The 3,526-nt window shown below is 60.4% G+C and carries 3 protein-coding genes; all 3 read left to right on the top strand.

Features of this window, described 5'->3' with window-relative positions; all coding sequences use genetic code 11:
* Positions 1-184 (top strand): hypothetical protein (locus tag ACKOED_RS03895; RefSeq protein ID WP_408915262.1); only part of this gene is annotated, 184 nt, incomplete at its 5' end.
* A 605-nt stretch (positions 185-789) separates the two neighbouring features.
* A complete protein-coding gene (locus ACKOED_RS03890; RefSeq protein WP_408915261.1) occupies positions 790-2,409 on the top strand; it encodes an N-6 DNA methylase in 1,620 nt (539 codons plus the stop codon).
* Positions 2,410-2,411: 2 nt separating this feature from the next.
* Positions 2,412-3,526, top strand: a 1,115-nt coding sequence (locus tag ACKOED_RS03885; RefSeq protein ID WP_408915260.1) for a restriction endonuclease subunit S, incomplete at its 3' end; no start/stop codon positions are given.

The following is a 3,526-nucleotide window of genomic DNA, read 5'->3' as shown; positions in this document are numbered from 1 at the left end:
AATGAATCCCGAGCAATTGTGGCAGACGACGCTCGATCCGTCGGTGCGCCACCTGCTGCAAGTGAAGGTGCACGACAGCGCCGACGCCGACGGCGTGTTCGCCACGCTGATGGGCGACGTGGTGGAACCCCGCCGCGATTTTATCGTCGACAACGCGCTCAAAGTCGCGAATTTGGACGTGTGAGATTCTGTTGTCACGAGTCACAGAAACTGAGACAGTTTCACAGAAAGTGAGACTCTTATTGCGACCAACTATCGATCTAACCGTTTGATCAGCGTGCAGAATTCCGAAACGCCTTGATTTGAGAATCTCATTTTCTTTGGATTTACCCTGCCAAGAGGCGTGCTGCTGGCCTGATTTTCGGCCCTGTAAAGCACTTTGCGGTTGGCGACCGGATAGCTTCAGGCGCAGATCGACCTGATGCCCACAACACCTTACTGGTCGATGCCCCTGAGGACACCGGCGCCAAAACGCTGTGTTGTACGAGCAAACTTGGAGAGGGCTGGCGGCATGCGATCAAGTTCGAGAGCACCAAGCACGCGAGGCCGCGATGTGTTGAAAAGCGCCCTTGCCCACAATCCATCATAGCCACCTCTGGCAGAAAGGCTGGAAGCTCTCGGTCCAAGCCTTGCGCTGTTTCGAGCTACCCAACCCCACCCGAGTCTTGACCGGTGAAGGCCCAATCAGGCGTAGTTTGACTGACCGCTTTTCAGATCAAGGACCCGCAATGGGCCAACGTACTGCCCAAAGGACAGCGGGAGCCTGTTTAAACAAATCGAGGTAACTCTGTGCGCTGGATCGCCCCCACCGAAAAAGACGCTGCGTCGACCTCCCTCGAAAAGCGCCTTTGGGATGCCGCCGACCAGTTCCGGGCCAATTCCGGCCTCAAGGCCCAGGAATACTCCGGCCCCATCCTCGGCCTGATCTTTTTGCGCTTCGCCGAGGTCCGCTTTGCAGCCCAGCGCGCCAAACTGGAAAAGGCCGGGGCCTCATCCCGCCGGGCCAGCCGGGTGGACGAGCCCGCCGCCTACCATGCCGACAACGTCCTCTACCTCGCCCCCGAGGCCCGGTACGACTACCTGCTGACCCTGCCCGAGGCGGCCGACATTGGTGCCAAGGTCAATGCCGCGATGCGCGAGGTCGAGAAGCATAACCCGCAGCTCGCCGGCGTGCTGCCCAAGACCTTCAACCTCTTCACCGGCACCCTGCTCAAGGAGCTGCTGAAGAAAATCTCAGAGATCCCCGCCACGCTCGACTTCGACGCCTTCGGCCGCATCTACGAATACTTCCTCGGCGAGTTCGCCATGAGCGAGGGCCAGGGCGGCGGCGAGTTCTACACGCCCGCCAGCATCGTGCAGTTGCTCGCGCAGGTGATCGAGCCGTTCCACGGCCGCATCCTCGACCCGGCCTGCGGCTCGGGCGGCATGTTCGTGCAGTCGGCCCGCTTCGTGGCCGAGCACCACAAGAACCCCGCCGCCGAGCTCTCCATCTGCGGCGTGGAGAAGACCGACGAAACCGGCCGCCTCGCCCGCTTGAACCTCTCCGTACACGGGCTGGAGGGCGACATCCGCCACGGCGGCAACGTGAACAGCTACTACGACGACCCTCACAGAGCCACCGGGCAATTCGACTTCGTGCTGGCAAATCCGCCCTTCAACGTCAACGCGGTGGACAAAGAGCGGCTGAAGGACATGGTGGGCGCCGGCCGCCGCTTCCCCTTCGGGCTGCCCAAGACCGACAATGCCAATTATCTGTGGATCCAGCTTTTCTTCTCAGCGCTCAATGATAAGGGCCGCGCCGGATTCGTGATGGCCAACTCGGCCTCCGACGCCCGTAGCAGCGAGCAAGAACTGCGGCAAAAGCTGATTGAGGCGCGGGCGGTGGACGTGATGGTCGCCGTGGGCCCCAACATGTTCTACACGGTCACGCTCCCCTGCACGCTGTGGTTCCTCGATCGGGGCAAGGCCAAGACGAAGCGCGCCGACACGGTGCTCTTCATCGACGCCCGCCACATCTACCGCCAGATCGACCGCGCCCATCGTGACTGGGCACCCGCGCAGATCGGCTTCATTGCCAACTTGGTACGGCTCTATCGCAGCGAAACGCCCGACCTGACGGTGGGCGGTAATGAGACGGCGCTCAAGCTCGCGGAAGTCTTCGGCAAGAAGCCCGCCTATGCCGACGTCCCCGGCCTGTGCAAGGCGGCGACGCTCAAGGAGATCGAGGCGCAGGGCTGGTCGCTCAACCCCGGCCGCTATGTGGGCGTGACCCCGGGTGAGGCGGTGAGCGACGAGGACTTCAAGGCGCAGCTACAAGCGCTGAACGAGGAACTGGAAATCCTTAACGCCCAGGCGCGCACTCTGGAGCAGACCATCGCCGCCAATGTGGCGGGGATTTTGGAGGCGTGAGGATGGCTGCTTCTGAGTGGCGCCCAACGAAGTTAGACGAACTCGGCTACGTCGGCCGTGGCAAGTCGCGCCATCGGCCACGAAACGCCGCATTCCTATATGGTGGACGCTACCCGTTTTTCCAAACGGGCGATATCAAAGCAGCCAACTTCTACCTAACTGATTACTCGCAGACATACAGCGAAGAAGGGTTAGCTCAGAGCAAGCTCTGGAAGCCGGGAACGCTCTGCATCACGATTGCCGCCAACATTGCAGAAAGCGCCATCCTTGGGATCGAAGGGTGCTTTCCCGATAGCGTCGTGGGATTTGTGCCTGAACCCGACAAGGCTGATGTTCGCTTCATCAAGTACTACCTGGAGATCCTCAAGCTCCGAATGCAGAACATTTCGCACGGAGCGACCCAGGACAACCTGAGCTTGGACAAACTCTTGTCATTTGACTTTCTCGTTCCCCCCCTCCCAATCCAGCGCCGCATCGCGGGGATCCTGTCGGCCTACGACGAGCTGATCGAGAACAGCCAGCGGCGCATTAAGATTCTGGAGTCGATGGCCCGCGCCCTCTACCGCGAGTGGTTCGTCCACTTCCGCTTCCCGGAGCATGAGAACGTACCGTACGTTTCGTCGGTTCTTGGCGAGATACCGAAAGGGTGGGAGGTGATGCCGTTGGAATCGCTGATGATTGACCATATCGGCGGCGGTTGGGGAAAGGAAACCGCCGACGAAGACCATACCGAACCAGCGTGGGTAATTCGTGGCACAGACATTCCCGAGGCGCGCAACTCCGGAGTGGCAGGTGTCCCGCATCGCTATCATATGTCGTCGAACCTTCGGTCCCGCAAGTTAGCAGCGGGCGACATCCTCTTTGAGGTATCCGGCGGCAGCAAAGGCCAGCCGGTCGGGCGCACGTTGTTCATCACTCCCGAACTTCTGTCCGCTTTCGACGGCGACGTGATGTGTGCCAGTTTTTGCAAGCGTATCCGCCCCGCCTCTGAAGCATACGGCGCGGAGTTGCTCTACCTTTCGTTCCTTGAAGGCTATGTGTCCGGTGAGATTGAGCAGTTCCAAGTGCAGTCTACCGGTATCTCGAACTTCAAGTGGACGGAGTATATTGCCAAAAC

The sequence above is a fragment of the Aestuariivirga sp. genome, from assembly GCF_046093005.1.
Classification (GTDB): domain Bacteria; phylum Pseudomonadota; class Alphaproteobacteria; order Rhizobiales; family Aestuariivirgaceae; genus Aestuariivirga.
The sequence above is the reverse complement of the archived record's forward strand: the minus strand, read 5'-3'. Positions and strand labels throughout refer to the sequence as shown.